This window comes from Pseudomonas flexibilis, assembly GCF_000806415.1.
In the GTDB taxonomy this organism is placed as follows: domain Bacteria; phylum Pseudomonadota; class Gammaproteobacteria; order Pseudomonadales; family Pseudomonadaceae; genus Serpens; species Serpens flexibilis.
Genome location: NZ_JTAK01000002.1, coordinates 557,013 through 581,857 on the forward strand (window position 1 = coordinate 557,013; position 24,845 = coordinate 581,857).

General features: G+C 65.2%; 22 protein-coding genes. 14 read left to right on the plus strand and 8 right to left on the minus strand.

All coding sequences use genetic code 11. The features are described 5' to 3' along the window. Positions 1 to 60 precede the first annotated feature (60 nt). Complete coding sequence (locus PT85_RS06435; protein WP_039606212.1) at positions 61 to 2,655, minus strand: glycosyltransferase; 2,595 nt, start codon at positions 2,653 to 2,655, stop codon at positions 61 to 63. A gap of 167 nt (positions 2,656 to 2,822) precedes the next feature. Between PT85_RS06435 and tcdA the strand changes: the two genes are divergently transcribed. Beyond that, entirely contained in the window at positions 2,823 to 3,629 is an 807-nt protein-coding gene (gene tcdA, locus PT85_RS06440; RefSeq protein WP_039606213.1) for a tRNA cyclic N6-threonylcarbamoyladenosine(37) synthase TcdA, read from the plus strand. Positions 3,630 to 3,862: 233 nt separating this feature from the next. On the opposite strand, the gene PT85_RS06445 is transcribed toward tcdA, so the two are convergent. From PT85_RS06445 to map, 7 genes are all read right to left on the minus strand, one after another. Continuing rightward, positions 3,863 to 4,270, minus strand: coding sequence for a SufE family protein (locus PT85_RS06445; RefSeq protein ID WP_039606214.1), 408 nt, complete (start codon positions 4,268 to 4,270; stop codon positions 3,863 to 3,865). Further along, a complete protein-coding gene (locus PT85_RS06450) occupies positions 4,267 to 5,472 on the minus strand; it encodes an aminotransferase class V-fold PLP-dependent enzyme (RefSeq protein ID WP_039606215.1) in 1,206 nt (401 codons plus the stop codon). The genes PT85_RS06445 and PT85_RS06450 overlap by 4 nt, the downstream gene beginning before the upstream one ends. A gap of 54 nt (positions 5,473 to 5,526) precedes the next feature. Then, the gene (gene dapD, locus PT85_RS06455; RefSeq protein WP_039606216.1) at positions 5,527 to 6,561 is read right to left on the minus strand and encodes a 2,3,4,5-tetrahydropyridine-2,6-dicarboxylate N-succinyltransferase; all 1,035 of its coding nucleotides are present in this window, start codon (positions 6,559 to 6,561) and stop codon (positions 5,527 to 5,529) included. 39 nt (positions 6,562 to 6,600) lie between these two features. Further along, on the minus strand, positions 6,601 to 6,948 hold the full coding sequence (locus tag PT85_RS06460; RefSeq protein WP_039606217.1) for an ArsC family reductase: 348 nt from the start codon (positions 6,946 to 6,948) through the stop codon (positions 6,601 to 6,603). A 193-nt stretch (positions 6,949 to 7,141) separates the two neighbouring features. Continuing rightward, positions 7,142 to 8,335, minus strand: a complete 1,194-nt coding sequence (gene dapC / locus PT85_RS06465; RefSeq protein ID WP_039606218.1) for a succinyldiaminopimelate transaminase — start codon at positions 8,333 to 8,335, stop codon at positions 7,142 to 7,144. Between the two features lie 7 nt (positions 8,336 to 8,342). Then, positions 8,343 to 11,042, minus strand: a complete 2,700-nt coding sequence (locus PT85_RS06470) for a [protein-PII] uridylyltransferase (protein ID WP_039560553.1) — start codon at positions 11,040 to 11,042, stop codon at positions 8,343 to 8,345. A 40-nt stretch (positions 11,043 to 11,082) separates the two neighbouring features. Continuing rightward, positions 11,083 to 11,865, minus strand: coding sequence for a type I methionyl aminopeptidase (gene map, locus PT85_RS06475; protein ID WP_039560550.1), 783 nt, complete (start codon positions 11,863 to 11,865; stop codon positions 11,083 to 11,085). Between the two features lie 297 nt (positions 11,866 to 12,162). On the opposite strand from map, the gene rpsB reads away from it, so the two are divergent. The 13 genes from rpsB (at position 12,163) to lpxA (ending at position 24,844) form a co-directional block, all read left to right on the plus strand. Next, complete coding sequence (gene rpsB, locus PT85_RS06480) at positions 12,163 to 12,900, plus strand: 30S ribosomal protein S2 (protein ID WP_039560549.1); 738 nt, start codon at positions 12,163 to 12,165, stop codon at positions 12,898 to 12,900. A 130-nt stretch (positions 12,901 to 13,030) separates the two neighbouring features. Continuing rightward, positions 13,031 to 13,897: a translation elongation factor Ts gene (gene tsf, locus PT85_RS06485; protein WP_027589222.1), complete on the plus strand. Its 867-nt coding sequence runs from the start codon at positions 13,031 to 13,033 to the stop codon at positions 13,895 to 13,897. Positions 13,898 to 14,081: 184 nt separating this feature from the next. Beyond that, positions 14,082 to 14,822, plus strand: coding sequence for a UMP kinase (gene pyrH / locus PT85_RS06490; protein WP_027589221.1), 741 nt, complete (start codon positions 14,082 to 14,084; stop codon positions 14,820 to 14,822). Then, a complete protein-coding gene (frr, locus tag PT85_RS06495; RefSeq protein WP_027589220.1) occupies positions 14,819 to 15,376 on the plus strand; it encodes a ribosome recycling factor in 558 nt (185 codons plus the stop codon). The genes pyrH and frr overlap by 4 nt, the downstream gene beginning before the upstream one ends. Positions 15,377 to 15,393: 17 nt before the next feature. Next, complete coding sequence (gene uppS, locus PT85_RS06500) at positions 15,394 to 16,149, plus strand: polyprenyl diphosphate synthase (protein ID WP_027589219.1); 756 nt, start codon at positions 15,394 to 15,396, stop codon at positions 16,147 to 16,149. Further along, on the plus strand, positions 16,143 to 16,958 hold the full coding sequence (locus PT85_RS06505; RefSeq protein ID WP_039560545.1) for a phosphatidate cytidylyltransferase: 816 nt from the start codon (positions 16,143 to 16,145) through the stop codon (positions 16,956 to 16,958). The genes uppS and PT85_RS06505 overlap by 7 nt, the downstream gene beginning before the upstream one ends. Next, positions 16,955 to 18,142 carry a 1-deoxy-D-xylulose-5-phosphate reductoisomerase gene (ispC, locus tag PT85_RS06510; RefSeq protein ID WP_039606219.1) on the plus strand — a complete coding sequence of 396 codons (1,188 nt, stop codon included), beginning with the start codon at positions 16,955 to 16,957 and terminating at the stop codon, positions 18,140 to 18,142. The genes PT85_RS06505 and ispC overlap by 4 nt, the downstream gene beginning before the upstream one ends. A 54-nt stretch (positions 18,143 to 18,196) precedes the next feature. Then, complete coding sequence (rseP, locus tag PT85_RS06515) at positions 18,197 to 19,549, plus strand: sigma E protease regulator RseP (RefSeq protein ID WP_039606220.1); 1,353 nt, start codon at positions 18,197 to 18,199, stop codon at positions 19,547 to 19,549. Between the two features lie 52 nt (positions 19,550 to 19,601). Further along, the gene (gene bamA / locus PT85_RS06520; protein WP_027589215.1) at positions 19,602 to 21,998 is read left to right on the plus strand and encodes an outer membrane protein assembly factor BamA; all 2,397 of its coding nucleotides are present in this window, start codon (positions 19,602 to 19,604) and stop codon (positions 21,996 to 21,998) included. A 23-nt stretch (positions 21,999 to 22,021) separates the two neighbouring features. Then, on the plus strand, positions 22,022 to 22,525 hold the full coding sequence (locus tag PT85_RS06525) for an OmpH family outer membrane protein (RefSeq protein WP_027589214.1): 504 nt from the start codon (positions 22,022 to 22,024) through the stop codon (positions 22,523 to 22,525). Positions 22,526 to 22,528: 3 nt separating this feature from the next. Further along, positions 22,529 to 23,587: a UDP-3-O-(3-hydroxymyristoyl)glucosamine N-acyltransferase gene (lpxD, locus tag PT85_RS06530; RefSeq protein WP_027589213.1), complete on the plus strand. Its 1,059-nt coding sequence runs from the start codon at positions 22,529 to 22,531 to the stop codon at positions 23,585 to 23,587. A gap of 43 nt (positions 23,588 to 23,630) precedes the next feature. Further along, on the plus strand, positions 23,631 to 24,071 hold the full coding sequence (fabZ, locus tag PT85_RS06535) for a 3-hydroxyacyl-ACP dehydratase FabZ (protein ID WP_027589212.1): 441 nt from the start codon (positions 23,631 to 23,633) through the stop codon (positions 24,069 to 24,071). Further along, the gene (lpxA, locus tag PT85_RS06540) at positions 24,068 to 24,844 is read left to right on the plus strand and encodes an acyl-ACP--UDP-N-acetylglucosamine O-acyltransferase (RefSeq protein WP_027589211.1); all 777 of its coding nucleotides are present in this window, start codon (positions 24,068 to 24,070) and stop codon (positions 24,842 to 24,844) included. The genes fabZ and lpxA overlap by 4 nt, the downstream gene beginning before the upstream one ends. The last annotated feature ends 1 nt before the right edge of the window (position 24,845 follow it).

The following is a 24,845-nucleotide window of genomic DNA, read 5'->3' on the forward strand; positions in this document are numbered from 1 at the left end:
GGGCTCCACGGTGGGTTGGCGAATCGGGCGCGTATCTTAAAGGAAAGCCGCGCGTCGCCGTCAGCCCTCGGTGGCCAGTGTTTCCACCCGCTCGCGGGCCGGTAGCGAGGACAGCAATGCCATGATCAGCGCCGCCAGGTAGGGCAGCGACTGCACCAGCAGCACCAGCACCCAGAAGTACAGGTCGCCGCCCGGGTTGTCCTCGGTGAGCAGCAGGCCCGCCGCTGCGCACCACAGCAGCAGCATGACGAACACCTCCTCGCGCGCTTCCGCCAGCGCCTTGAACAGCCCCGAGCGGCTGGCCAGCTTGGGGGTGCGGAAGAAGGGAATGCTGCGGGTGACGAAGCCGAACAGCACCGCCTTGGCGATGGTGTAGGACAGCGCCAGCCCGGCCACCGCCGCGTACAGCGCATCGGTCAGGCTCACGCCCACGGCGCGGCGGTACAGGTAGAGCATCTTGCCGACCTTGAAGACGAACAGCGCCAGCGGCGGCAGGGCGAAGATCAGCAGCGGCGGATCGACGCGCTGCGGCACGATGATCATCGCCGCCGACCACAGCAGCGCGCCGAGGGTGAAGAAGATGTTCAGCCCGTCGGCGATCCACGGCAGCCAGCCGGCGATGAAGTGGTAGCGCTGACCGGACGTCAGCTGGCAGTCCTTGCCGAGCAGCAGGCAACGGGCGTGGTGCTTCATGATCTGGATGGCGCCGTAGGCCCAGCGAAAGCGCTGTTTCTTGTAGTCGCTGAAGGTGTCGGGCATCAGGCCACGACCGTAGCTGCGCTCCGAGTAGCCCGCCGATAAACCCTGTTCGAACACCCGCAGGCCCAGCTCGGCATCCTCGGTGATGCACCAGTCGGCCCAGCCCAGCGCGTCCAGCACGCTGCGGCGCGTCATGGTCATGGTGCCGTGCTGGATGATGGCGTCGCGTTCGTTGCGGGTGACCATGCCGATGTGGAAGAAGCCCTTGTACTCCGCGTAGCACAGGCGCTTGAAGGTGCTTGCCTCGCCGTCGCGAAAATCCTGCGGTGACTGCACCACGGCGATCTTCGGGTCGGCGAAGTGCGGCACCATGTGCCGCAGCCAGTCGGGTTCCACGCAGTAGTCGGCGTCGATCACCGCGATCACTTCGGCATCCGGCGCGGTGTGCGGCAGCACCCAGTTCAAGGCGCCGCCCTTGAAGCCTTCCAGCGGTGCGACGTGGAAGAAACGAAAGCGCGGACCAAGCCGTTCGCAGTGGGCCTGCACCGGCTGCCACACGGCCGGGTCTTTGGTGTTGTTGTCGATCACCAGCACCTCGAAATCCGGATAGTCGAGGCGGGACAGCGCATCCAGGGTGCGCTTGAGCATGTCAGGCGGCTCGTTGTAGCAGGGCACGTGCACGGACACCTTCGGCCGGTAGGCATCGTCGCGGGTCACCGGCGGAAAGGGGCGCCGGCGCCGGCTCAGCCAGACGGTTTCGGCCAGCTCGTGGGCCTCGGTGAGCAGCACGATGAACACGCCCAGGGCGCCAACGCCGAGCAGCGCGCCCACCGTCAGGGTGAACCAGGTGGCGTATTGCAGGCTGTAGTCGTAGGCCATCCACACCAGCAGTGAGCCGAAGGCGAAGGCCACCAGGGCCAGGAAAGCGCGGCCGTGGGTGCGCAGGTTGCTACCGTCGATCAGCAGCAGGGTCAGCGCCAGCACGGCCAGCACCGCCGAACCGATGGCCAGCAGGCGCCACTGCGGGATGGCGATCACCGGGCCGCTGAAGGCGAACTTGGGCTGTCGCTCCAGGTTCCAGACGCCCCAGTAGGCACCCACCGAACCTTCGTCATCCATTTTCCACGGCTGGTCGAAGGCCTCGATGATGAAGTAGTTGTAGCCGCGCAGGTTCAGCGCATTCACCAGGGTGCGCAGGTAAATGGCCTGGTCCGCCGGGCTGGCCTCGGCCGGGCCGCGCGCCCGGCCGTTGCTGGGCCAGCCCACTTCGGAAAGCAGCAGTGGCTTGCCGGGGAACTGTTTCTTCAGGTCCTGCACGCGTTCCAGCACGAAGGCAGTGGCGTGCTGGCGGGGAATGAATTCCCAGTAGGGCAGGATGTGCGCGGCAATCAGGTCCACTTCGCGGGCCAGCTGCGGGTGCTCCTGCCAGATGTGCCACTGCTCGGAGGTGGAAACCGGCACCTTGACCGCCTCGCGCACGCGGCGGATGTAGGCGATCAGCGCCTCGGGCTCGATTTCGCCCCGGTACAAAGCTTCGTTGCCGACCAGCACGCGCACCACGCTGCGCGACTGGTTGGCCAGCTCGATGGCCCGGGTGATCTCCCGTTCGTTGCGCTCGAGATCGGTGCTGATCCACACCCCCAGGGTCACGCGCAGGCCGAACTCCTCGGCCAGGCGGGGAATGTCGGCCTGGCTGCCTTCCACCGAGTAGGTACGGATGTTGTTGGTCTGGCCGCTGACCAGCTGCAGGTCGCCGCGGATGTCCTCGTCGCTGGGGTAGCGGTTGTCGCGCGGGTCCTGGCCGGGCCGGAACGGCGAGAAGGAATAGCCCGCCACTTGCTCAGGCCAATTCGGCGCGGGCATCGGGCGGTTGACCAGCGCCCAGGCGCCGATGAACAGCGCGGCGATGGCCACCACGATGACCAGGGTCAGCAGTGGTCGGGTGGGGTGGTTCATGAACGCGGCCTCCTTGGCCTCACCGCAATGAGCATTGGTCAGCAAGCGGGTGGCGGAAGTTCTCTGCCCGACAAAGCATCGCCACTGAAGCCGCTACGCGCCCGCAGGTGCACTTCATTACTCCGTTGAACGCGCGGATAATGCCGACCCGTTCGTGAGGTACGGCAATGAATAGCGAAGATCAGCGTTTCGGCGGCATCGCCCGCCTGTATGGCCGCGAGGGCCTGGACCGCCTGCAGGCGGCGCATGTGGCGGTGGTGGGGATCGGCGGGGTCGGTTCCTGGGCGGCCGAGGCCCTGGCGCGCAGCGGGGTGGGCGAGATTTCCCTGTTCGACCTGGACGATGTCTGCATCACCAACACCAACCGCCAGTTACACGCCATCGAAGGCAACGTCGGCCGCGCCAAGGTGGAGGTGATGGCCGAGCGGATTCGCGCCATCAACCCGGCCTGCCGGGTGCATGCTGTGGCGGACTTCGTGACCCGCGAGACCATGGCCGAGTACATCACCCCGCAGCTCGACTACGTGATCGACTGCATCGACAGCGTGCAGGCCAAGGCGGCGCTGATCGCCTGGTGCAAGCGCCGCAAGATCGGCATTGTCACCACCGGCGGCGCGGGCGGGCAGATCGATCCGACGCAGATCCAGATCGCCGACCTGAACAAGACCTTCAACGACCCGTTGGCCGCCAAGGTGCGTTCGCTGCTGCGCCGCGACTACGGCTTCTCGCGAACCCCGGGCCGCACCTACAGCGTGCCCTGCGTGTTCTCCAGCGAGCAGCTGCGCTATCCCAAGCCGGACGGCGGGGTGTGCCAGAGCAAGAGCTTCGTCGGCGAGGGCGTGAAGCTGGACTGCGCCGGCGGCTTCGGTGCGGTGATGATGGTCACTGCCAGCTTCGGCATGGCCGCCGCCGCCAAGGCGGTGGAGAAGCTGGTAGCCGGCGCGCGCCGGCCGGCGGAGCGGGGCGTTTCTTAGGGCGGCAGTGTAGGTGCGGCTGCCCGATGCTCTGTCCGGTGGCCAACGCGTTGCGTTGACCACCCTGCGCGGCATTCTGGCTGGGCGTTCCCGGGCCTGAAAACGTAGGGCAGTCGGCGTATTTCCCGGCCGCCGATGCGGCAGGCACCAACGCCGCGTCGCAGGACAACGTTTTCTTGTCCGCCATCGCGCCGTCCCGGCGCGCCGTGGCGGCCGGAACAACGCCGACCGCCCTACGAGCGGGTCAGCTCCCGCATGCGCTGCAAGACGGCATTCATGCCGTTGCTGCGCGACGGCGAGAGTTGGCGGGACAGGCCCAACTGGTCGAACCACTCCGCCACATCGAGCTGGGCCAGCTCTTCACCACCGAGACCATCGACCCGCGCCAGCAGCGCGGCCAGCAGGCCGCGCAGCAGGCGGGCATCGCTGTAGGCGCGAAAGTGCCAGCAGCCCTCGCGCCGTTCGGCCAGCAGCCACACGCTGCTTTCGCAGCCCTGCACCTGGTTGGCCGGCACGCGCTCCGCCTCGCCGAGCGGTTCAAGACGTTCGCCCCACTGCATCAGCAGGCGCGCGCGCTGCTCCCAGCCGGGACAGCCGGCGAAGGCGTCCAGCGCCGCCCGTGCGGCAGGTGGCAGGCTCATCGCAGGATCTCCAGCGCCTGGTCCAGGGCGGCGAAGAAACGGGTGAGGTCCTCGCCGTCGTTGTACAGCCCCAGCGACACGCGAATGGCGCCCGGCACGCCGAGGCGCTGCATCAGCGGCATGGCGCAGTGGTTGCCGCCGCGCACGGCGACACCCTGTTCGCCCAGCAGCTGGGCCAGGTCGGCGTGGTGCACGTCGTCCACCACGAAGCTGGCCAGCGCCGCCTGGGGCTCGCCGAGCAGGCGAACGCCCTCGCGTACCGACAGGCCGGCCACCAGATGCTCCAGCAGTGCCTGCTCGTGCCGGCGCACGGCCTGGGCATCCAGGCTGCACAGGTAGTCCAGGGCCGCGCTCAGGCCAATCACCCCGGCGATCGGCGGCGTGCCGGCTTCCAGGCCCATGGGCGCGACATGGAAGTCCGCGCTGTGGAAGCCCGCCCGGCGCACCATCTCGCCGCCGAACTGCCAGTGCTTGAGGCGATCCAGGCAATCGGCGCGCCCGTAGAGCACGCCGACGCCGTCCGGCCCGTAGAGCTTGTGGGCGGAGAAGGCATAAAAGTCGCAGCCCAGCGCCTGCAGATCGTGGCGGCCGTGCACGCTGGCCTGGGCGCCGTCGACCACGGTGATCGCGCCCTGCGCCCGGGCCAGTTGCAACAGTGCCTCCACGGGCTGCCAGCGGCCGAGCACGTTGGACAGCTGGCTGACCGCCAGGATGCGCGTGCGCGGGCCGATCAGGCGGGCCGCGGCGTCCAGTTCGATCTCGCCCCGGGCGTCCAGCGGCAGGATCACCAGCCGGGCCTGGGTGCGCAACGCCAGTTGCTGCCAGGGCAGCAGGTTGGCGTGGTGCTCCAGGGCGCTGATGACGATCTCATCGCCCGCCGCCAAGCGATGCTCCAGGCCGTAGGCCAGCAGGTTGAGCGCTTCCGTGGTGCCGCGGGTGAAGACGATCTGGCTCGAACTGGCGGCGTTCAGCCAGCTCGCTACCCGCTGCCGGGCGGCCTCGTACAGGCGGGTGACCCGCTCGGCCGGCGAATGCTGGGCGCGATGCACGTTGGCCACGCCGCTGGTGTAGTAGCCGGTCAGCGCGTCGATCAGCGCCTGCGGCTTCTGGGCGGTGGCGGCGCTGTCCAGATAGGTCTGGCCCTGGGCTTCGAACAGCGACAGGGCCGGAAAGTCAGCGCGCCAGGGGGAATGCAGAACCATGCGTACCACCTCAGGCGGCGGCCGCGAGTCGCGGTCGCGGCCTGTCGTGACAGGTCAGTTGTGGGCGTGCAGCGCTTCGTTGAGCTCGATGGCGCTCTTGTTGGTCTTGCATTCGACCGCGCCGGTCTGGGAATTGCGGCGGAACAGCAGGTCCGGCTGGCCGGCCAGTTCGCGGGCCTTGACTACCTTGACCAGCGCGTTCTGGTCGTCGAGGACCGCCACCTTGGTACCGGCGGTGATGTACAGGCCCGACTCCACGGTGTTGCGGTCGCCCAGCGGGATGCCGATGCCGGCATTGGCGCCGATCAGGCAGCCTTCGCCGACGCTGATGACGATGTTGCCGCCGCCCGACAGGGTGCCCATGGTGGAGCAGCCGCCGCCCAGGTCCGAGCCCTTGCCGACGAACACGCCGGCGGAAATGCGCCCTTCGACCATGCCCGGGCCGGCGGTGCCGGCGTTGAAGTTGACGAAGCCTTCGTGCATCACCGTGGTGCCTTCACCAATGTAGGCACCCAGGCGGATACGCGCGCTGTCGGCGATGCGCACGCCGCTCGGCACCACGTAGTCGGTCATCTTCGGGAACTTGTCCACCGAGAACACTTCCAGCAGGCGGCCCTTGAGGCGCGCTTCGAGCTGGCATTCGGCCAGTTCGGCAAGATCGATGGCGCCTTCGCTGGTCCAGGCCACGTTGGGTAGCAGCGGGAAGATGCCGGTCAGGTTCAGGCCGTGGGGCTTGACCAGGCGATGCGACAGCAGGTGCAGCTTCAGGTACGCCTCCGGGGTGGAGGTCAGCGCGGCGTCTTCCGCCAGCAGGGTGGCTACCAGCGGCTTCTGGCTTTCGGCCAGGCGCACCAGCAGCGCGGACTGGACCGCGTCGATGCCTTTCAGGGCGGCGGCCAGGTCGGCAGCCTTGTCCTTGTTGATGGCGATGGCCTGGTTGCCGCCGGTGTAGTCCAACAGCGGCAGCACGGCGGCTACCAGCTCGGCAGACGGCTTGAGCAGCGGCTGGGCGTAGAAGATTTCCAGCCAGGCGCCCTGACGATTCTGGGTTCCGACCCCGAAGGCCAGGCTGAAGAGAGAGGTGGTCATGGTCGGTATTCCTTCTGGGTCGTCAGGTGTAAAGGGGAATCAGCCGATGGCTTCGCGATACAGATCGGGCTTGAAGCCGACCAGCGTGCGCGCGCCCAGGTCGAGCACCGGGCGCTTGATCATCGAGGGCTGGGCCAGCATCAACTCGATGGCCCGGGCTTCGTCCAGGCCGGCCTTCTGGCTGTCGTCGAGCTTACGGAAGGTGGTGCCGGCGCGGTTCAGCACGGTCTGCCAGCCATGTTCGGCACACCAGCGCTGCAGGTGCCCGCGCGTGATGCCGGCGCTCTTGTAGTCGTGGAAGGCGTACTCGGTGCCGTGCTCGTCGAGCCAGGCGCGGGCCTTCTTCATCGTGTCGCAGGCCTTGATGCCGTAGAGGGTGTAAGCCATTGGTTTCGATTCTCTTGCGGTCGCCGGCGGGCGGTGCCGGACGGGCGGCGAATTATGCCACGCGCCGCCGTTGTGTTGTTTGCGCGTGAGGCGCGTATCCGCATGGGACGTAGGGGGGCAACGCTGCGCGTTGGCCACCAGGGCGGCCAAGGCTGCGCCTTGACCGCCCTACAGGGTTGGATGGCCCGCCGCCCTAGGCGGCCAGGAAGCGGCGGATGCGCTCGGCTGCCTCGACGCATTCCTCCAGCGACGCTACCAGCGCCATGCGCACGCGGCCCGCGCCGGGGTTGAAGCCATCCACCTCGCGGGACAGGAACGAGCCGGGCAGCACGGTGACGTGTTCGGCGGCGAACAGTTCGCGGGCGAAGGTGGCATCGTCCCCCGGGGTTTTTGCCCACAGGTAGAAGCCGCCGTCCGGGCGCTGCACGTCGAGTACCGGCGCGAGGATGTCCAGCACCGCATCGAACTTCTGCCGGTACAGGGCGCGGTTGGCGCGCACATGTGCCTCGTCCTTCCAGGCCGCTTCGCTGGCCAGCTGGACATGGCCGGGCAGGGCGCAGCCATGGTAGGTGCGGTAGAGCAGATAGCCCTTGAGGATCTCGGCGTCGCCGGCCACGAAACCGGAGCGCAGGCCCGGCAGGTTGGAGCGCTTGGACAGGCTGTGGAACACCACGCAGCGCTTGAAGTCGCTGCGCCCCAGCGCGACGCAGGCACTGAGCAGGCCGGGCGGCGGGCTGTTCTCGTCGAAGTAGAGTTCGCTGTAGCACTCGTCCGCGGCGATCACGAAGTCGTGTTCATCGGCCAGGGCAATCAGCTTCTTCAGGGTTTCCAGCGGCAGCAGGGCGCCGGTGGGGTTGCCTGGCGAGCAGATGAACAGGATCTGCGTGCGCTGCCAGATCTCGGCCGGCACGGCATCGAAATCCGGTGCGAAGCCGTTGTCGGCCAGGCATGGCAGGTAGTGCGGGGTGGCGCCGGCCAGCAGGGCCGCGCCTTCGTAGATCTGATAGAAGGGGTTGGGGCTGACCACCAGCCCGCCCTGCTCGCGGTTGAACACCGCCTGCACGAAGGAGAACAGCGCCTCGCGGGTGCCGCTGACCGGCAGCGCGTGGCGCCCGGCGTCCATCCAGCCGTCCGGTACGCCGAAGCGCTGCTGGCACCAGGCGAAGATGGCTTCGCGCAGGGCGGGCGAACCCAGGGTGGCCGGATAGACCGACAGCTGGTCCATGTGCGCGGCCAGCGTCTGGGCGACAAAAGCCGGCGCGGCATGCTTGGGCTCGCCGATGGACAGGGCGATGTGCGACCGGTCGGCCGGCGGCTGCGCACCGGCCATCAGGGCGCGCAGCTTCTCGAAGGGGTAGGGGTGGAGCAGGGACAGGGCTGAATTCATGGGAGTGTCAGATGCTGAGGTGGTTCAGGTTGATGGCGGGACTGCCTTCCACAGCAAGCTGTTCAACAATGGCCTTTTGCAGGCGTGCGCACAGCTCGGGATCGGAGAGGGGCTGGTTGTGGGCGTCGGTGATGAAGAACACGTCTTCGACGCGCTCGCCCAGGGTAGTGATCTTGGCGTTCTGCAGAGAAAGATCGAAGTCCAGGAAGATCTTGCCGATACGCGCCAGCAGGCCGGGGCGGTCCGGGGCGATCAGCTCCAGCACGGTGACCGCGCGCTGCGCATCGTTGTGGATGGTCACCTGGGGCGCGAAGGCGAAGTGCTTGAGCTGGCGCGTCACCCGACGCTGGATGATCGCCGGATAGTCGGGACTCTTCAGGGCATCGATCAGGCCGCGGCGAATCTCCTCGACGCGCTCGGGCGTGTCGATCACCCGGCCGTCCTCGGCGTCCAGCACGATGTAGGTGTCCAGGGTGAACTGGCTGGTCGAGGTGATGATCCGCGCGTCATGGATATCCAGGTTGAGCTGGTCCATGGCGGCCACGGTCACCGCGAAGAAGTCGTGCTGGTCGGGGGCGTAGATGAAGATCTGGCTGGCGCCTTCCACCTCGCGCTGGGCGGTCTGGCGGATCAGCACCAGCGGTTCGCCGCCGGGCGGATGGTCGAGGATGGCCTGGGTGTGCCAGGCGATGTCGTCGGCGCTGTGGCGCAGGAAATAGTCGTCGCCCAGTTGGCTCCACAGCTGTTCCGCCGCATCCGGGTCGATGCCGGCGGCGGCCAGCAGGTCGAGCGCGGCGCTCTGCGTCTGGCAGATCTGCTCCTCGCGATCCAGCGGGTTGGCCAGACCCCGGTTCAGGGCGCGCTTGGTCTCGTCGTAGAGCTGGCGCAGCAGGCTGGCCCGCCAGGAGTTCCACAGGGTCGGGTTGGTGGCGTTGATGTCCGCCACGGTCAGTACGTAGAGGTAATCCAGCCGCGTGCCGTCGCCGACCATCTGTGCGAAGTCGTTGATCACCTGCGGGTCTGAGAGGTCCTTGCGCTGCGCGGTGGTGGACATCGCCAGGTGGTTGTTGACCAGCCAGACGATCAGCCGGCTGTCCCACGGCGGCAACTGGTGGCGGGCGCAGAAGGCTTCGGCGAACTGCGCGCCGATCTCCGAGTGGTCGCCCCCGCGGCCCTTGCCGATGTCGTGGTAGAGGCCGGCCAGGTAGATCAGTTCCGGCTTGGGCAACTGGTCGATCAGACGGCTGGCCAGCGGGAACTTCTCCGCCAGCTCCGGCCACTTGAACTTGCGCAGGTGCTTGATCAGGTTGAGGGTGTGCGCGTCCACCGTGTAGATGTGGAACAGGTCGTGCTGCATCTGTCCGACGATCTGGCCGAACTCCGGCAGGTAGCGGCCGAGGATGCCGTAGCGGTTCATGCGCCGCAGGTTGCGGTGAATGCCCTGGCTGCTGCGGAACAGCTCGATGAACAGGCTGGTGTTGCGGATGTCGGCGCGGAACTCGTCGTCGATCAGGTAGCGGTGGTCGCGCAGCTGGCGAATGGTGTCGGCGCGCACACCCTTGATGCCCGGCTGCTGGGCCAGCAGCACGAAGATTTCCAGGATGGCGAAGGGCGTGCGCTCGAAGACCTGATCGTGGGTCACTTCCAGGTAGCCGTTGCGGATCTGGAAGCGGTTGTTCAGCGGTACCGGCGGCTCGTCGCCGTCGTGGGCGAGGATGACTTCCTCGAAGTGCTGCTTGATCAGGTCGTTGAGTTCCGCCACGCCCATGACCACGCGGTAGTACTTCTGCATGAAGCGCTCGACGGCAGTCTTGGCGTCGTTATTGCTGTAGCCGAGCAGGCCAGCGATGCGCCGCTGGTGGTCGAACAGCAGACGATCCTCGGCGCGGCCGGCCAGCATGTGCAGCGCGTAGCGCACCTTCCAGAGAAATTCCTGGGCGCTGGTGAGGATGGCGTACTCGCTTTCCAGCAGGAAACCCTGCGCCACCATGGCCTGCATGTTCAGGGTGCCGAAGTGGCGGCGGGCCATCCAGAGGATGGTCTGGATGTCACGCAGTCCACCCGGCGAACCCTTCACGTTGGGCTCCAGGTTGTATTCGGTGTCGTTGTACTTGGCGTGGCGGGCGCGCAGTTCCTTGCGCTTGGCCAGGAAGAACTCCTCGCTCGGCCACATCTGCTGCGGGCTGGTTACCGCCTGCATGCGTTCGCGCAGGTGCTCGGGGCCGGCGATGGTGCGGCTTTCCATCAGGTTGGTGATCACCGTCAGATCGGCGCGCGCCTCTTCGGCGCATTCGTCCACCGAGCGCACGCTCTGGCCGACATCCAGGCCGATGTCCCAGAGCAGGGTGAGGAAGCCCTCGATGGGCTCGCGGAACAGCTCGTGATCCTCGCCGTCCAGCAGAATCAGCAGATCGATGTCCGAATAGGGATGCAACTCGCCACGCCCGTAACCGCCCACGGCCAACAGGGCGATGGCCGCATCGTTGCTCCAGTCGAACCGTTGCCAGGCCAGTTGCAGGATCTGGTCGACGAACCAGGCGCGATCCCGGACCAGCTGGCGGATGTCGTGGCCCGCCAGGAAGCGGCGATCCAGCACCTCGCGGGCGCGGGCAATAGCCTTCTTGAAGGCCGCGATGGGGCTGGCCTTGAGGGACAGTTCCGCCTGGAACTGGCTGGGGTCGAACAATTCGGTATCGGTCTGGAGCATGACGGCGGCCTTACTGCGGGATGGGCGGCTGAGGCAAGTTTCAGGCCGATCGGTGAGCGATGGTGTCGTCCTTGCGCAGGGTCAGGATTTCGTAGCCGGTGGCGGTGACCAGCAGGGTGTGTTCCCACTGGGCGGACAGCTTGCGGTCCTTGGTGATGGCGGTCCAGCCATCGCCCAGGGTGCGGGTTTCCGGGCGACCCTGGTTGAGCATCGGCTCGATGGTGAAGGTCATGCCTTCCTTGAGTTCCAGGCCGGTGCCTGCCTTGCCGTAGTGCAGCACCTGGGGTTCCTCGTGGAAAACCGCACCAATACCGTGCCCGCAGTACTCGCGCACGATGGAGAAGCCGTGGCTCTCGGCATGCTTCTGGATCACTTCGCCGATATCGCCCAGACGGGTGCCTGGACGCACCAGTTCGATGCCCTTGTAGAGGCACTCCTGGGTGATGCGGCACAGGCGTTCGGCCCATTCCGGCACGTTGCCGACCATGAACATCTTGCTGGTATCGCCGTGGTAACCGTCCTTGATGACGGTGATGTCGATGTTGATGATGTCGCCGTTCTTCAGCGGCTTGTCATTGGGGATGCCATGGCACACCACGTGGTTGATCGACGTGCAGATCGACTTGGGAAAGCCGTGGTAGTTGAGCGGGGCGGGGATGGCCTGCTGAACGTTGACGATATAGTCGTGGCAGATGCGATCCAGCTCCTCGGTGGTGACCCCGGCCTTGACGTGGGGCTCGATCATTTCCAGCACCTCGGCGGCCAGGCGGCCGGCGACGCGCATCTTCTCGATTTCTTCCGGGGTCTTGATGGACACGGTCATGGGGGATCTCTTTCCGGCGCTCGGCGGCGCGCTCTGCAATACAAGGAAGCGGAATGATAAACCAAAGCGATTGCCGTCGGGCGGCTGGCGCGGCCGGCCGGGTCGGCAAAAAAGCCGCGCGCCAGCGCCTGCCCTTCTAGCTTCCGATTGCCCGTTATGCTATAAAACGCGCCGCTCGACGGGGTGGTCCCGTCAGGCGATCAAATCCGCACACGCGTCGACACGGTTTCCTGGGTGCCCGAAAGGGTTGGAGATCGGGATGCGTGGAGGCCTAACCCGACTTATAGAGGAACGATCATGTCCCAAGTCACCATGCGCGATATGCTGAAGGCCGGTGTGCACTTCGGCCACCAGACCCGTTACTGGAACCCGAAGATGGGCAAGTACATCTTCGGTGCGCGCAACAAGATTCACATCGTCAACCTGGAAAAGACCCTGCCGATGTTCAACGAGGCTCTGGCCTTCGTTGAGAAGCTGGCTGCCGGCAAGAACAAGATCCTGTTCGTGGGCACCAAGCGTTCCGCTGGCAAGATCGTTGCCGAAGAAGCCACCCGTTGCGGCATGCCCTATGTCGACCACCGCTGGCTGGGCGGCATGCTCACCAACTACAAGACCATCCGCGCCTCCATCAAGCGTCTGCGCGAGCTCGAAGGCCAGTCCCAGGACGGCACCTTCGACAAGCTGACCAAGAAGGAAGCCCTGATGCGCACCCGCGACCTCGAGAAGCTCGAGCGCAGCCTGGGTGGTATCAAGGACATGGGCGGTCTGCCGGACGCGCTGTTCGTGATCGACGTCGACCACGAGCGTATTGCCATCAGCGAAGCCAACAAGCTGGGCATCCCGGTCATCGGCGTTGTCGATACCAACAGCAGCCCGGAAGGCGTGGACTACATCATCCCCGGTAACGACGACGCCATCCGCGCTGTCCAGCTGTACCTGGGCGCGATGGCCGACGCTGTTCTGCGTGGCAAGCAGAACGGTGGCGCTGGCGACGAGTTCGTCGAAGAAGCTGCTTCCGAAGCCGCCGCTGGCTGATAGCTCGACACCGTTGAGCGAAGCGTCAAGCGAAAAAGGGGGCTAGGCCCCCTTTTTCGCCACTCCCGAATCGACTGGCCCGCCTGGCGGGCAAGCAAACGAATCAATCCCTTTCCTGAGGATCGCGAACATGGCAGAGATTACTGCAGCCCTCGTCAAAGAACTGCGTGAGCGCACCGGCCAAGGCATGATGGAGTGCAAGAAGGCCCTGGTTGCCGCCAATGGCGACATCGAGAAGGCCATCGACGACATGCGCGCTTCCGGCGCCATCAAGGCCGCCAAGAAGGCTGGCAACATTGCCGCCGAAGGCTCCATCGCCGCCAAGGTTTCCGATGACAACAAGACCGCTGTCATCATGGAAGTCAACTCCCAGACCGACTTCCTGGCCCTGCAGGCCGATTTCAAGACCTTCGTCGCCGAGAGCCTGGACAAGGCGTTCGCTGCGGGCTACACCGACGCCGCTCCGCTGGTCGCTGATCGCGAAGAAGCGCGCCAGGCCCTGGTTGCCAAGTGCGGTGAAAACGTCAACATCCGCCGTCTGACCCGCGTGGAAGGCGACGTGGTGGGTGCCTACCTGCACGGTCATCGTATCGGTGTCCTGGTCTGCCTGAAGGGCGGTAACCCGGAGCTGGCTCGCGACATCGCCATGCACGTGGCTGCCGCCAACCCGGCCGTTCTGAACCCCTCCGACGTTTCCGACGAGCTGATCGCCAAGGAAAAGGAAATCTTCCTGCAGCTGAACGCTGAGAAGATTGCCGGCAAGCCGGAAAACATCGTCGAGAACATGGTCAAGGGCCGTATCAGCAAGTTCCTGGCCGAAGCCAGCCTGGTCGAGCAGGCCTTCGTCAAGGATCCGGAAGTCAAGGTCGGCGAGCTGGCCAAGAAGGCCGGCGCTGAAATCGTCTCCTTCGTGCGTTACGAAGTAGGTGAAGGCATCGAGAAGGTCGAAGTAGACTTCGCTGCCGAAGTAGCTGCCCAGATGGCTTCTTCCAAGTAACAAGTCTGACGGTTTTCGAACTGTCGCCCCGAAGAGGCTGCCCGCTCACGCGTGCGGCCTTTTCGTCAAAGAGGGGGCGCAAAACCGTTTCAGCCGGACGTGTCCGGTATTTGGGTGGTCTCACGGGCACCCATTCGCAGGCCAGGCCTGCAAGAACAGCAAAACGCCGCAGGAGAGATACGCAATGGCACAGCAGGTGAGTGGTCAACCTCGCTATAAACGCATCCTACTCAAACTCAGCGGCGAAGCCCTGATGGGGTCTGAGGATTTCGGGATTGACCCCAAGGTGCTGGATCGTATGGCGCTGGAGGTCGGGCAACTGGTCGGTATCGGCGTCCAGGTCGGTCTGGTGATCGGCGGCGGCAACCTGTTCCGCGGTGCCGCGCTGTCGGCGGCGGGCATGGACCGCGTCACCGGTGACCATATGGGCATGCTGGCCACCGTGATGAACGCGCTGGCCATGCGTGACGCCCTGGAACGCTCCAACATCCCTGCGTTGGTCATGTCGGCCATTTCCATGGTCGGCGTCACCGACCACTACGACCGCCGCAAGGCCATGCGCCACCTCAAGAGCGGCGAAGTGGTGATCTTCTCCGCCGGCACCGGCAACCCGTTCTTCACCACCGACTCGGCAGCCTGCCTGCGCGCCATCGAGATCGATGCGGATGTGGTGCTCAAGGCCACCAAGGTGGACGGTGTCTACACGGCTGATCCGTTCAAGGATCCGAATGCCGAGAAGTTCGAGCGCCTGACCTATGATGGCGTACTGGACCGCAAGCTGGAGGTCATGGACCTGACGGCCATCTGCCTGGTCCGCGACCACAAGATGCCGCTGCGCGTCTTCAACATGAACAAGCCTGGCGCCCTGCTGAACATCGTTCTGGGCGGCGCCGAAGGAACCCTGATCGAGGAGTCGAACGTATGATCAACGAGATCAAGCAGGATGCGCAGAGCCGCATGGAAAAGAGCGTCGAGTCGCTCAAGACCGCTTTCGCGAAGATCCGTACCGGTCGCGCCCACCCCAGCATCCTGGATGGCGTGATGGTCTCCTACTACGGTAGCGACACCCCGCTGCGCCAGATCGCCAACGTCACCGTCGAGGACTCCCGCACCCTGGCGCTGACCGTGTTCGACAAGGGCATGATCCAGGCCGTGGAGAAGGCGATCATGACCTCTGACCTGGGTCTGAACCCGGCTACCGCTGGCACCACCATTCGCGTGCCGATGCCGCCGCTGACCGAGGAAACCCGCAAGGGCTACACCAAGCAGGCGCGTGGCGAGGCCGAGAACACCCGTGTGGCCATCCGCAACATCCGGCGCGACGCGCTGGCTCAGCTCAAGGATCTGGTCAAGGAAAAGGAAATCAGCGAAGACGACGAGCGCCGCGCCGCCGACGAGGTGCAGAAGCTCACCGACAAGTTCGTCGCCGAGGTTGAGAAGGCTCTGGAAGCCAAGGAAACCGACCTGATGGCCGTTTGAGGTCTGCAGGAACCAGCATGAGCAAGCACAACCAGGAAACCCAGCCGGCAGTACCGCGGCATGTGGCGATCATCATGGATGGGAACAATCGCTGGGCCAAGAAGCGCTTGCTGCCCGGTGTCGCCGGCCACAAGGCCGGCGTCGACGCGGTGCGGGCCGTCATCGAGGTATGCGTCGAGTCGGGCGTGGAGGTGCTGACGCTGTTCGCGTTCTCCAGCGAGAACTGGCAGCGTCCCGCTGACGAAGTCAGCGCGCTGATGGAACTGTTCCTCACGGCCCTGCGCCGCGAGGCGCGCAAGCTGAGTCAGAACGGCATTCGCCTGCGCATCATCGGCGACCGCTCGCGCTTCCACCCCGAGCTGCAGGCCGCCATGGCCGAGGCCGAGGCGCTGGCCAGTGAAGGCCGCTTCCTCCTGCAGGTGGCTGCCAACTATGGCGGCCAGTGGGATATCACCCAGGCCGCACGGCAACTGGCCGAACGGGTGCAGGCGGGCGAGTTGCGCGCCGAGCAGATCGATGCAGCGATGCTGGAGGGCTGCCTGGCCACCGCCGGTCAGCCGTTGCCCGACCTGTGCATCCGCACCGGCGGCGAGCACCGCATCAGCAACTTCCTGCTCTGGCAACTGGCCTACAGCGAGCTGTATTTCTCCGACCTCTACTGGCCGGATTTCAAACACGAGGCCATGCGCAAGGCGCTGGCCAATTTCGCCACCCGGCAGCGACGTTTCGGCAAGACCGGAGACCAGGTGGCTGGGGACTCTCGCGGATGTTGAAACAACGCATTATCACCGCCCTGATCCTGCTGCCGGTTGCGCTGGCGGGTTTCTTCCTGCTGGAAGGCCAGTGGTTCGCTCTGTTCATCGGCGCCGTCATCACCCTTGGTGCCTGGGAGTGGGCGCGGCTGGCTGGCCTGCAGGCCCAGAAGCTGCGTATCGCCTACGCGCTGGTCGTGGTGATCCTGGCGAGCTGGCTGTTCCGCTTTCCGCAGCTGGCGGTGCCGGTGCTGGTGCTGGGGATGCTCTGGTGGTTGGCCGCGATCTGGGCGGTGCTGCGCTACCCGGCCAGCGCCGAAGCCTGGCGCGCCCAGCCGGTGCAGCTGCTGATCGGCCTGCTGATCCTGCTGCCGGCGTTCCAGGGCCTGCTGCTGCTCAAGCAGTGGCCGCTGGGCAACTGGCTGATCGTGGCGGTGATGGTGCTGGTGTGGGTTGCCGATATCGGTGCCTATTTTTCCGGTCGCGCGTTCGGCAAGCGCAAGCTGGCGCCGAAAGTCAGCCCGGGCAAGAGCTGGGAAGGGGTGTTCGGTGGACTGCTGGCCAGTCTGCTGGTGACGCTGGGCGTCGGCCTCTATCGCGACTGGCTGCCCAGCGAGCTGCTGCTGGCCATGCTGGGCGCCGCTGTGGTGGTGCTGATCTCGGTGGTCGGTGATCTGACTGAAAGCATGTTCAAGCGCCAGGCCGGGGTGAAGGACAGCAGCAACCTGCTGCCCGGGCACGGCGGCGTGCTGGATCGCATCGACAGCCTGACCGCGGCCGTTCCGGTGTTCGCGGTCCTGCTCTGGGCTGCTGGTTGGGGAACCCTGTGAAACCTCAATGGATTACCGTGCTGGGTGCTACCGGCTCCATCGGCCTGAGCACCCTGGACGTCGTGGCGCGGCACCCCGAACGCTACCGCGTCTTTGCGCTGACCGGGCATTCGCGTCTCGTCGAACTGGAAACCCTGTGTCTGAAGCACAAGCCGCGCTTTGCCGTGGTGGCCGACCAGGCCGCCGCGCGGCACCTGCAGGAGCGCCTGCAGGCCGCGGGCCTGGAAACCCGGGTGCTGGCAGGCGAGGAAGGGTTGTGCGAGGTCGCCGGTCACCCTGAGGTGGATGCGGTGATGGCTGCGATCGTCGGCGCCGCCGGCCTGCGTCCGACCCTGGCGGCCGTGCAGGCCGGCAAGCGTGTGCTGCTGGCCAACAAGGAAGCGCTGGTGATGTCCGGCGCGCTCTTCATGCAGGCGGTGCGCGAGCATGGTGCGGTGCTGTTGCCCATCGACAGCGAGCACAACGCTATCTTCCAGGGCTTGCCCGGCGATTACGCCCGCGGGCTGTCCGCAGTGGGCGTGCGCCGCATCCTGCTGACCGCGTCCGGCGGCCCGTTCCGCGAAATGCCGGCCGCAACGCTGAGCGATGTCACGCCCGAGCAGGCCTGCGCCCATCCCAACTGGTCGATGGGGCGCAAGATTTCCGTGGACTCGGCGAGCATGATGAACAAGGGCCTCGAGCTGATCGAAGCCTGCTGGTTGTTCGATGCGCGTCCCGAGCAGGTGGAAGTGGTGGTTCATCCGCAAAGCGTGATCCATTCGCTGGTCGACTATGTAGACGGTTCTGTGCTGGCCCAACTGGGCAATCCGGACATGCGTACGCCGATCGGTCATGCCCTGGCCTGGCCGGAGCGCATCGACACCGGTGTGGCGCCGCTGGACCTGTTCAAGGTCGCACGTCTGGACTTCCAGGCGCCGGATGAAACGCGGTTCCCCTGTCTGCGCCTGGCCCGCGAAGCCGCCCAGATCGGCGGCAGCGCCCCGGCGATGCTGAACGCGGCCAATGAGGTGGCGGTTGCCGCCTTTCTCGAGCGGCGTATCCGCTTTACCGACATTGCACAAATCATTGAAAGCGTACTGAACGCCGAGTCCGTGGTGGCTGTCGAAGACCTTCGGGCAGTTCTGCATGCCGACCATCTGGCCCGTGTGCGGGCACAGGAATGGCTGCAGCGGCATGCTTGCTAGCCGTCCGGCAGTACCGGAAGTCGTTGAGGCAGGGACTCGCCGCGGAGGATTACGATGAGCGCTGTATACATGATCGTGGGCACCCTGATTGCGCTGGGTGTGCTGGTGACCTTCCACGAGTTCGGCCACTTCTGGGTTGCCCGCCGGTGTGGCGTTAAGGTGTTGCGATTCTCGGTGGGCTTCGGCACGCCGTTGCTGCGCTGGCACGATCGCCACGGCACCGAGTTCGTGGTGGCCGCCATTCCGCTGGGTGGCTATGTGAAGATGCTGGACGAGCGGGAAGGCGAGGTGCCGACAGAGCTGCTCGGCCAGACCTTCAACCGCAAATCCGTCCGTCAGCGCTTCGCCATCGTTTCCGCCGGACCGATTGCCAACTTCCTGCTGGCCCTGCTGTTCTTCTGGCTGATCGCCATGCTCGGCACCCAGCAGGTGCGCCCGGTGATCGGGCAGGTGCTGCCGGGAACGCCGGCCGCGGAGGCTGGACTGCAGGCCGGACAGGAAATCCTTGCGGTGGACGGCAAGGCCGTCGATGGCTGGGGTGCGGTCAATCTGCAGTTGGTTCGCCGGCTGGGCGAAACCGGCATGCTGCAGGTGCGGGTCAGCGAGCCGGACAGCTCCGTCGAGCGTGACTACCAGATCAGCCTGAATGCCTGGCAACGCGGTGTCGAAGAGCCGGACCCGATCGGCTCGCTCGGCCTGCAACCCTGGCGTCCCGCCGTTCCGGCCGTTCTCGCGCATATCGATCCGAGCGGGCCGGCGCAGGCTGCCGGCCTGCGCACGGGAGACCGTCTGCTCAGCCTGGATGGCGTCGCCCTGCGCGACTGGCAGGATCTGGTGGAGCGGGTGCGGGCGCGTGCCGATCAGCAGGTGGTGCTGCAAGTCGAGCGCGCAGGCCAGCCACTGGCAGTCCAGGTGCAGCTGGCTGGCCGTGGTGAAGGCGAGGCTCGCCAGGGCTATCTGGGCGCCGGGGTGAGCGGTGTGGACTGGCCAGCGGAAATGCTTCGCGAGATTCGTTATGGTCCGCTCGATGCGGTCTGGCAGAGCGTGCAGCGCACCTGGTCGATGAGCCAGCTGACCCTGGATTCACTGGGCAAGATGCTGTTCGGGGAGCTCTCGGTAAAAAACTTGAGCGGTCCGATCACCATTGCTAAAGTGGCCGGCACTTCGGCCCAGTCCGGGCTGGCGGATTTCCTGAATTTCCTTGCCTATTTGAGCATCAGCCTGGGCATTCTCAACCTGTTGCCGATTCCCGTGCTTGATGGCGGACACCTGCTCTTCTATCTCTACGAATGGGCAAGAGGAAAACCGCTGCCGGAAAAGGTCCAGGCCTGGGGGATGCAGATCGGCATCGCGCTGGTCATAGGGGTCATGTTGCTGGCCTTGTTCAATGATCTGGGGCGGCTGTGAGCCGCAGTTCTGACGTTCAGCAGTCACATAATCAGTTTTAAAAAAGGACTTCATGAAACGCCTGCTACCTGCGGCGATTGCCGCCCTCCTGATCGCCGAGGCCCACGCGGAGTCCTTCGTAGTCAACGACATTCGTGTCAACGGCCTGCAGCGGGTCTCTGCCGGCAGCGTCTTTGCGGCGTTGCCGTTGAACGTCGGCGAAAAGGTCGACGAGCGCCGCCTGGTGGATGCTTCGCGCGCGCTGTTCCGCACCGGCTTCTTCCAGGACATCCGCCTGGGTCGCGACGGCAATGCGCTGGTCATCGATTTGGTCGAACGTCCGTCGATTTCCAGCATTGAGATCGAAGGCAACAAAGCGATCCAGACCGAAGACCTGCTGCGCGGCCTGCAGCAGTCCGGGTTGGCCGAGGGCGAGATCTTCCAGCCGGCCACCCTCGAAGGCGTGCGCAACGAGCTGCAACGCCAGTATGTCGCCCAGGGCCGCTATTCCGCCGAGATCGTCGCCAAGGTCGAGCCGCAGCCGCGCAACCGTGTGGCGCTGAAGATCGAAGTCAACGAGGGCAGCGTCGCCAGCATTCAGCACATCAATGTGGTGGGCAACAGCGTCTTTTCCGATGAGGAAGTCACCGACCTGTTCGAGCTGAAGGCCAGCCACTGGGCCTCGTTCTTCAAGAACGACGACAAGTACGCCCGCGAAAAGCTCTCCGGCGACCTGGAACGCCTGCGCTCGTTCTACCTGGACCGCGGCTATATCAACATGGATATCGTCTCGACCCAGGTGTCCATCACGCCGGACAAGAAGAACGTCTATATCACCGTCAATATCGACGAGGGCGAGAAGTTCACCGTGCGTGACGTGCGCCTCTCGGGCGACCTCAAGGTGCCCGAGGAGGAAATTCGAGCGCTGCTGCTGGTCAAGCCTGGCCAAGTGTTCTCGCGCCGGGTGATGACCACCACCTCCGAGCTGCTGACCCGTCGGCTGGGCAACGAGGGCTATACCTTCGCCAACGTCAACGGCGTGCCCGAGACCCATGCGGATGACAATTCGGTCACCGTCACCTTCGTGGTTGATCCGGGCAAGCGCGCCTACGTCAACCGCATCAACTTCCGCGGCAACACTAAGACCGAGGACGAGGTGCTGCGCCGCGAGATGCGCCAGATGGAAGGCGGCTGGGCCTCCACCTACCTGATCGACCAGTCCAAGGCACGCCTCGAGCGCCTGGGCTTCTTCAAGGAAGTCAACGTCGAGACCCCGGCGGTTCCAGGTACCGACGACCAGATCGACGTGAACTACACGGTCGAGGAGCAGCCGTCCGGCTCGATCATGGCGAGCATCGGCTTCGCCCAGAACTCCGGCCTGATCCTCGGCGGCTCAATCAGCCAGAACAACTTCCTCGGCACCGGCAACCGCGTCAGCCTCGGCCTGACCCGCAGCGAATACCAGGAACGCTACAACTTCAGCTTCCTGGACCCGTACTGGACACCCGACGGCGTCAGCCTCGGCTACAACGCCTTCTACCGCAGCACCGACTATGACGAGCTGGACTACAGCATCTCCAGCTACTCGGTGAACAGCCTGGGCGTGGGCCTGACCTTTGGTTACCCGATCAGCGAGTACTCGCGCCTCAGCTACGGGCTCTCGGCGCAGCAGGACGAGATTCAGACCGGTCTGTATACGGTCGACGAAATCGTCCAGTTCATCGAAGGCGAGGGCGACAGCTACACCAACTTCAAGGCCAACATCGGCTGGTCGCAATCGGCGCTCAACCGGGGCGTGCTGGCCACCCGCGGCCATTCGCAGAGCCTCTACGTCGAAGCCACGCTGCCGGGCAGCGACCTGTCCTTCTACAAGATCGACTACCGCGGGCAGATCTTCGCGCCGCTGGGTGACAAGTATGCGCTGCGTTTCCATACCCAGCTGGGTTATGGCGACGGCTTCGGTGACAGCGAAGGCTTGCCGTTCTACGAGCATTACTACGCGGGCGGTTTCAACTCTGTGCGTGGCTTCGAGGACAGCAGCCTGGGCCCCCGCAGTACGCCGAGCGTGGTCCGCGATGCCAACGGGGATATCGTTTACAGCGTTCGCGACCAGTACGGCCGTGTCACCGATCCCGATCAGGACCCGCTGCCCTTCGGCGGCAACGTGCTGATCCAGGGTGGCGTCGAGCTGCTGTTCCCGCTGCCCTTCGTCAAGGACCAGCGCTCGTTGCGCACGACCCTGTTCGTCGATGTGGGCAACGTATTCGACACCAACTGCAGTGCGTCCCAGAAGAACCGTAACGATCCGAGCTGCGACATCGACATCGGCAACATGGCCAGCTCCGTCGGCGTCGGCCTGACCTGGATCACCGCGCTGGGCCCGCTGAGCTTCAGCCTGGCCAAGCCGATCAATGAGCCGGAAGACTCCGACACCCAGGTCTTCCAGTTCTCCCTTGGTCAAACCTTCTGATCCACCCAACCCTGGAGTACACCGTGCGTAAACTCACCCAGCTGGTTCTCCTGGCCTCCGCCCTGGTGGCTGCCCCGGCTTTTGCCGAAATGAAGATCGCCGTACTGAACTACCAGATGGCGCTGCTCGAGTCCGATGCCGCCAAGCGCTACGCCGTGGACGCCGAGAAGAAATACGGTCCGGATCTCAACAAGCTGAAGACCCTGGAAAGCGACGCCAAGCGTCTGCAGGATCGCCTGACCAAGGAAGGCGACAAGCTGTCCACCGCCGAGCGTGAGCGCCTGGAGCTGGAGTTCCGCCAGAAGGCTCGTGACTTCCAGGCTCAGTCCCGCGAGTTGAACGAAGCCAAGGCGCGTGGTGACCAGGAAACCCTGCAGCAGCTCAAGCCCAAGCTCGACCAGGCCGTTGCCGATGTGCTCAAGAAGGGCAACTACGACCTGGTTCTGGACCGCGCCGCCGTCATCGACGTCAAACCGCAACTCGACATCACCCGCCAGGTGATCGAACGGATGAACCAACTGCGCTGAAGTATGAAGTCTCTAGCATTCACTCTCGGCGAGCTGGCCGAGCGACTGGGCGCCACCCTGCGTGGCGCCGCCGACAAGCAGATCTCCGGACTGGCTACCCTGCAGGATGCCGGCCCCGGGCAACTGACCTTCCTGGCCAATCCCCAGTACCGCAAGTACCTGGACCAGACCCGGGCCGGCGCCGTGCTGCTCAAGGCTGCAGACGCCGAGGGGTATGCAGGCGACGCGCTGGTGGTACCGGATCCCTATCTGGCCTACGCGGGGCTCTCGCACCTGTTCGATCGCAAGCCGGTCGCCGGCGCGGGCATTCATCCCTCCGCCGTGGTGGCCGATGACGCCGAAATCGATCCTAGCGCCAGTATCGGGCCCTGTGCCGTCATCGAAAGCGGCGCCAGGATCGGCGCCCATGTGACCATCGGTGCGCACTGCGTGATCGGCGCCCGCTCCGTGGTGGGCGAGGGTGGCTGGCTGGCACCGCGGGTCACCCTTTACCACGACGTCACCATCGGCAAGCGCGTGGTGATTCAGTCTGGCGCGGTGATTGGCGGCGAGGGCTTCGGCTTCGCCAACCAGAAGGGTGTCTGGCAGAAGATCGCCCAGATCGGCGGCGTGACCATCGGCGACGATGTGGAAATCGGCGCGAATACCACTGTAGATCGCGGAGCGCTGGCCGATACCCTGATCGGTAACGGCGTCAAACTCGACAACCAGATCATGATCGCGCACAACGTGCAGATCGGCGACCACACCGCCATGGCGGGCTGCGTGGGCATTTCCGGCAGCACCAAGATCGGCCGTCATTGCATGATCGCCGGCGGCGTCGGCATGGTCGGGCACATCGAAGTCTGCGACAACGTGTTCGTCACCGGTATGACCATGGTGACCCGTTCGATCACTGAACCGGGCTCCTATTCCTCCGGTACGGCCATGCAACCGGCGGCCGAGTGGCGCAAGAGTGCGGCGCGCATCCGTCAGCTCGACGAGATGGCCCGCCGTCTGCAACAACTTGAAAAACGTCTGGCGGCCGTGACCCCGGACGGGGATGCCTCATCTGAAGCCTGAAGGTTTCAACCGCATTCTTCCTGAGTATCAAGGCTTCCTGAACATGATGGACATCAACGAAATACGTGAACTGCTGCCGCACCGCTACCCGTTCCTGCTGGTGGACCGGGTCGAGGCCATTGATCTGGAAGGCAAGACCATTCGCGCCTACAAGAACGTCACGATCAACGAGCCGTTCTTCAACGGGCATTTCCCGCAGCACCCGATCATGCCGGGCGTGCTGATCATCGAAGCCATGGCCCAGGCCGCCGGCCTCCTGGGTTTCCGCATGCTGGATGCCACGCCGGCGGACGGCACCCTCTACTACTTCGTCGGTTCCGACAACCTGCGCTTCCGTCAGCCGGTCGTGCCCGGCGACAAGCTGACCCTGCAGGCGCGCTTCCTTAGCGCCAAGCGTGGCATCTGGAAGTTCGCCTGCGAGGCGAGCGTGGACGACAAGCCGGTCTGCTCGGCGGAAATCATTTGTGCGGAACGCAAACTATGAGTTCGATTGACCCGCGCGCGATCATCGACCCGAGTGCCCGTCTGGCCGAAAACGTCAGCGTCGGCCCCTGGTCGATCATCGGCCCGGATGTGGAGATCGGTGAAGGTACCGTCATCGGCCCGCATGTGATCGTCAAGGGTCCCACCCGCATCGGTCGCAACAACCAGATCTTCCAGTTCTCTTCCATCGGCGAAGACACTCCCGACCTCAAGTACAAGGGTGAAGCCACTCGCCTGGTGATCGGTGACCACAATGTCATCCGTGAAGGCGTGACCCTGCACCGGGGCACCGTGCAGGACCGTTCGGAAACCACCATTGGCAGCCACAACCTGATCATGGCTTACGCCCATGTGGGGCATGACTGCGTGATCGGCAACCACTGCATCCTGGTGAACAACACCGCGCTGGCGGGTCACGTGGTGATGGACGACTGGGCGATCCTCTCCGGCTACACCCTGGTGCACCAGCACGTGCGTATCGGTGCCCACAGCTTCTCCGGCATGGGCACGGCCATCGGCAAGGACGTGCCGGCCTTCGTCACCGTATTCGGCAACCCGGCCGAGGCGCGCAGCATGAACTTCGAGGGCATGCGCCGGCGCGGTTTCTCCGCCGAGGCGATCCAGGCCCTGCGCCGCGCCTACAAGATCGTCTACCGCCAGGGTCTGACCATCGAGCAGGCCTTGGCCGAGCTCGAAGGCACGGCCAGCCAGTTCCCCGAAGTGGCTCTGTTCCGTGACTCCATCCGCGCCTCCACGCGCGGCATCACCCGCTGAC

Excerpts from the sequence above, each read along its gene's own strand:
- PT85_RS06435 (WP_039606212.1), bottom strand. The coding sequence starts at position 2,655 with ATGAACCACCCCACCCGACCACTGCTGACCCTGGTCATCGTGGTGGCC.
- tcdA (WP_039606213.1), top strand. The coding sequence starts at position 2,823 with ATGAATAGCGAAGATCAGCGTTTCGGCGGCATCGCCCGCCTGTATGGC.
- PT85_RS06445 (WP_039606214.1), bottom strand. The coding sequence starts at position 4,270 with ATGAGCCTGCCACCTGCCGCACGGGCGGCGCTGGACGCCTTCGCCGGC.
- PT85_RS06450 (WP_039606215.1), bottom strand. The coding sequence starts at position 5,472 with ATGGTTCTGCATTCCCCCTGGCGCGCTGACTTTCCGGCCCTGTCGCTG.
- dapD (WP_039606216.1), bottom strand. The coding sequence starts at position 6,561 with ATGACCACCTCTCTCTTCAGCCTGGCCTTCGGGGTCGGAACCCAGAAT.
- PT85_RS06460 (WP_039606217.1), bottom strand. The coding sequence starts at position 6,948 with ATGGCTTACACCCTCTACGGCATCAAGGCCTGCGACACGATGAAGAAG.
- dapC (WP_039606218.1), bottom strand. The coding sequence starts at position 8,335 with ATGAATTCAGCCCTGTCCCTGCTCCACCCCTACCCCTTCGAGAAGCTG.
- PT85_RS06470 (WP_039560553.1), bottom strand. The coding sequence starts at position 11,042 with ATGCTCCAGACCGATACCGAATTGTTCGACCCCAGCCAGTTCCAGGCG.
- map (WP_039560550.1), bottom strand. The coding sequence starts at position 11,865 with ATGACCGTGTCCATCAAGACCCCGGAAGAAATCGAGAAGATGCGCGTC.
- rpsB (WP_039560549.1), top strand. The coding sequence starts at position 12,163 with ATGTCCCAAGTCACCATGCGCGATATGCTGAAGGCCGGTGTGCACTTC.
- tsf (WP_027589222.1), top strand. The coding sequence starts at position 13,031 with ATGGCAGAGATTACTGCAGCCCTCGTCAAAGAACTGCGTGAGCGCACC.
- pyrH (WP_027589221.1), top strand. The coding sequence starts at position 14,082 with ATGGCACAGCAGGTGAGTGGTCAACCTCGCTATAAACGCATCCTACTC.
- frr (WP_027589220.1), top strand. The coding sequence starts at position 14,819 with ATGATCAACGAGATCAAGCAGGATGCGCAGAGCCGCATGGAAAAGAGC.
- uppS (WP_027589219.1), top strand. The coding sequence starts at position 15,394 with ATGAGCAAGCACAACCAGGAAACCCAGCCGGCAGTACCGCGGCATGTG.
- PT85_RS06505 (WP_039560545.1), top strand. The coding sequence starts at position 16,143 with ATGTTGAAACAACGCATTATCACCGCCCTGATCCTGCTGCCGGTTGCG.
- rseP (WP_039606220.1), top strand. The coding sequence starts at position 18,197 with ATGAGCGCTGTATACATGATCGTGGGCACCCTGATTGCGCTGGGTGTG.
- bamA (WP_027589215.1), top strand. The coding sequence starts at position 19,602 with ATGAAACGCCTGCTACCTGCGGCGATTGCCGCCCTCCTGATCGCCGAG.
- lpxD (WP_027589213.1), top strand. The coding sequence starts at position 22,529 with ATGAAGTCTCTAGCATTCACTCTCGGCGAGCTGGCCGAGCGACTGGGC.
- fabZ (WP_027589212.1), top strand. The coding sequence starts at position 23,631 with ATGATGGACATCAACGAAATACGTGAACTGCTGCCGCACCGCTACCCG.
- lpxA (WP_027589211.1), top strand. The coding sequence starts at position 24,068 with ATGAGTTCGATTGACCCGCGCGCGATCATCGACCCGAGTGCCCGTCTG.